This is a genomic window from Streptomyces sp. NPDC057543 (genome assembly GCF_042801895.1).
GTDB lineage: Bacteria > Actinomycetota > Actinomycetes > Streptomycetales > Streptomycetaceae > Streptomyces.
The window spans coordinates 1-3972 of record NZ_JBHVFF010000471.1 but is presented as its reverse complement, the minus strand read 5'-3'; the positions used below and the strand labels follow the sequence as shown (position 1 = coordinate 3972).

Sequence of the window (3972 nt, the reverse complement as noted above, 5' to 3'; positions counted from 1 at the left end):
GATGCGTGCTGCCCTCGATCGCGGGCCCGGGAGCGATCCCCGGCCCGGCCCGCGCACCGGCGGCCGGGCGTGCCCGGCCGCCTCCTCAGGTCACAGCCCGTACCGCTCCCGGGCGTCCTTGACCGCGGACGCGGACACCTCGCCGCGGCGGGCCAGCTGGGCCAGGGCGGCGACCGTGATCGACTGCGGGTCGACGCCGAAGTGGCGGCGGGCCGCGTCGCGGGTGTCGGAGAGGCCGAAGCCGTCCGTGCCGAGCGAGGTCCAGTCCTGCTCCACCCACTGGCTGATCTGGTCCGGGACCTGCCGCATCCAGTCGCTGACCGCGAGGACAGGGCCCGGTGCGCCCTCCAGTGCCTGGGTCACGTACGGCACCCGCTGCTCACCGCGGAGCAGCGCCTCGTCGCACTCCAGCGCCTCGCGGCGCAGCTCGCCCCACGAGGTGGCGGACCAGACGTCGGCCGTCACACCCCAGTCCGCGGCCAGCAACTCCTGCGCCTCCAAGGCCCAGTGGATCGCCGTGCCGGAGGCCAGCAGCTGGATGCGCGGCGCGTCCGCCGTCGCGGGCGTGCCCTCCTTGAAGCGGTAGAGGCCCTTGACGATGCCGTCCTCGACGCCTTCCGGCATCGCGGGCTGCGGCTTCGGCTCGTTGTAGACCGTCAGGTAGTAGAAGACGTTCTCGGCCTCGGGGCCGTACATCCTGCGCAGGCCGTCCTTGACGATCACCGCGATCTCGTACGCGAAGGCCGGGTCGTAGTTGAGTGACGCCGGGTTCGTGGCCGCGATCAGGTGCGACTGTCCGTCCGCGTGCTGGAGGCCCTCTCCGGTCAGCGTCGTACGGCCCGCCGTGGCGCCGACGATGAAGCCCTTGCCGAGCTGGTCGGCGAGCTGCCACATCTGGTCGCCGGTCCGCTGCCAGCCGAACATCGAGTAGAAGATGTAGAAGGGGATCATCGTCTCGCCGTGCGTCGCGTACGACGTGGACGCGGCGATGAAGTCGGCCATGGCGCCGGCCTCGGTGATGCCCTCGTTGAGGATCTGGCCGTCCTTGGCTTCCTTGTAGTACATCAGCTGGTCGCGGTCGACCGGCTCGTACGTCTGGCCCAGCGGCGAGTAGATACCCGCCGACGGGAACAGGGACTCCATGCCGAACGTACGCGCCTCGTCCGGCACGATCGGCACCCAGCGCCTACCGGTCTCCTTGTCCCGCATCAGGTCCTTGACCAGGCGTACGAACGCCATGGTGGTGGCCATCTCCTGCTTGCCGGACCCCTTGTACAGGGCCTTGAACGCGCGCTCCTCGGGCTCGGGCAGCGCCACCGCGTGCACCCGGCGGGCCGGTGCGGGACCGCCGAGGGCGGCGCGGCGCTCCTGGAGGTAGCGGACCTCGGGGGAGTCGGCGCCCGGGTGGCCGTACGGCACCAGGCCGTCGGCGAAGGCGCTGTCCGGGATCGGGAGTCCGAGCAGCTCGCGCATGCCCTTGAACTCGTCGATCGTCAGCTTCTTCATCTGGTGGTTGGCGTTCTTGGACTCGAAGCCCTTGCCGAGCGTGTAGCCCTTCACCGTCTGCGCGAGGATCACGGTCGGCGCGCCCTTGTGCTCGACGGCGGCCTTGTACGCCGCGTACACCTTGCGGGCCTCGTGGCCGCCGCGCGAGCTGTAGAAGCACTCGGCGATCTTCGCGTCGGTGAGCAGCTTCGCCAGCTCGGCGAGCGCGGGCTCGGCGCCGAAGAAGTGCTCGCGGATGTACGCGACATCGCGGGTGGCGTACGTCTGGAACTGCGCGTCCGGGACCTCCCGGAGCCGACGGACCAGCGCACCGGTGGTGTCCAGCTGGAACAGCTCGTCCCAGGCGCTGCCCCAGAGCGTCTTGATGACGTTCCAGCCGGCGCCGCGGAACGCGCCCTCCAGCTCCTGGACCACGCGGAAGTTGGCGCGGACCGGGCCGTCGAGGCGCTGCAGGTTGCAGTTGATGACGAAGGTCAGGTTGTCGAGCCGCTCACGCGCCGCGAGAGCGAGGGCCGCGGTCGACTCGGGCTCGTCCATCTCGCCGTCGCCGAGGAAGGCCCAGACGTGCGAGTTCGACGTGTCCTTGATGTTGCGGTTGGCCAGGTAGCGGTTGAAGCGCGCCTGGTAGATCGCCGAGAGCGGGCCGAGGCCCATCGACACGGTGGGGAACTCCCACAGCCAGGGCAGCCGCCGCGGGTGCGGGTAGGACGGCAGGCCGTCGCCGCCCGCCTCCTGGCGGAAGTTGTCGAGCTGCTGCTCGCTGAGCCGGCCGTCGAGGAACGCGCGGGCGTAGATGCCGGGGGAGGCGTGGCCCTGGATGTAGAGCTGGTCGCCGGAGCCGTCCCCCTCCTTGCCGCGGAAGAAGTGGTTGAAGCCGGTCTCGTACAGCCAGGCCGCCGAGGCGAAGGTGGCGATGTGGCCGCCGACGCCGAACCGGGAGCCACGGGTGACCATCGCCGCCGCGTTCCAGCGGTTCCAGGCGGTGATCCGGGACTCCATCTCCAGGTCGCCGTCGAACGCGGGCTCGGCGGCGGTCGGGATGGAGTTGACGTAATCGGTCTCCAGCAGCTTGGGCAGCGCGAGACCGGCACCCTCGGCATGCTGGAGCGAGCGGCGCATCAGGTACGCGGCGCGGTGCGGGCCCGCGGCCTTGGTGACGGCATCCAGGGAGGCCGCCCATTCGGCGGTCTCCTCGGGGTCACGGTCCGGGAGCTGGTCGAGCTCGCTCGGAAGCTTTCCTACGGGGTCGGTCATGATCGCCGCCTTCCGGAGTGGAGGGGGGTGGAGAAAGGCCCTGACTGGCAGGACAGGGCGATGGGGCCGGTGGGCCCGCGGAATGAACTGTAAGTCGCCGATCGATGATCGATCAAAGGGTGAACGGCAAAACTTCTCGATATGAAGAAAGTGGCATTCGGTGCCGTGAAACCGGGCACGGGGTGACGGGATTTAGCGTACAAAAGGGGCGCCAGCTTGCACGGATGAGCGCTCTTTGCTGCAGATGTGTACGCCGCTTCGGACGGAGTCGCGTACGCATCCGCGGCGGAAATGCTCAACGCCTCTCGGACGGCGATGCGTACGACTCCCGGGCGCCTGACGCCTACGTCGCTCGGGCGTGTGACGCGTACGTCGCTCGGGCGTGTGACGCGTACGGCCTCCGGCGCGGGGCGCCCAGCCGAGGGCGGCCTCAGGCGCGGGGCGCGCAGCCGAGGACGTGGGCCTTGACCAGTACCCCGATGTCCGGGTCCTTCCGCAGGAAGGCCTCGATGAGCGCCTCGTGCTCCTCCGCGTACGACTTCTGCACCGTGCCCAGCCACCGGATCGACAGGGCGGTGAACACCTCGATGCCCAGCCCCTCCCAGGTGTGCAGCAGTACGGCGTTCCCGGCCGCCCGCACCATCTCCCGGTGGAACGCCACCGTGTGCCGCACCTGCGCCTCGCCGTCGGCCAGCCGGTCGGCCTCGTAGAGCGCCGCCACATGCGGCGACAGCCGCGAGCAGTCCTCGCCGAGCGCCGGAGCCGCCAGTTCCGCGGCGATCTGCTCCAGGCCGGCCCGTACCGGATAGGACTCCTCCAGGTCGGCCGCGGTCAGGTTCCGTACGCGTACGCCCTTGTTGGGCGCCGACTCGATCAGCCGGAGCGTCTCCAGCTCCCGCAGCGCCTCGCGTACGGGCGTCTGGCTGACCTCCAGCTCGGTGGCGATCCGCCGCTCCACGATCCGCTCGCCCGGCTTCCAGCGCCCGCTGACGATCCCGTCCACGATGTGCTCGCGGATCTGTTCGCGCAGCGAGTGGACGACGGGCGGGGTCATGAGGGGCTCCTTCGGAGAGACCGGCGCTGCCGATCCGGTCGACGCCGAAGCGGCGACCGGTGGTGACTAGACAATACGGCGGCGCCCCCGCCCGGAAGTGGTCCGGACGCAGATGGACGGCCTGCTCGACGGAGCACAGCGTGCCCTGAAGGAGCAGG

General features: G+C 70.3%; 2 protein-coding genes. Both read right to left on the bottom strand.

Annotated elements, in window-relative coordinates:
• Positions 1-90: 90 nt before the first annotated feature.
• Positions 91-2760, bottom strand: a complete 2670-nt coding sequence (gene aceE, locus ACFU8Q_RS39930) for a pyruvate dehydrogenase (acetyl-transferring), homodimeric type (protein WP_384464674.1) — start codon at positions 2758-2760, stop codon at positions 91-93.
• 430 nt (positions 2761-3190) lie between these two features.
• Positions 3191-3814 carry a GntR family transcriptional regulator gene (locus tag ACFU8Q_RS39925; RefSeq protein ID WP_384464671.1) on the bottom strand — a complete coding sequence of 208 codons (624 nt, stop codon included), beginning with the start codon at positions 3812-3814 and terminating at the stop codon, positions 3191-3193.
• Positions 3815-3972: the final 158 nt, after the last annotated feature.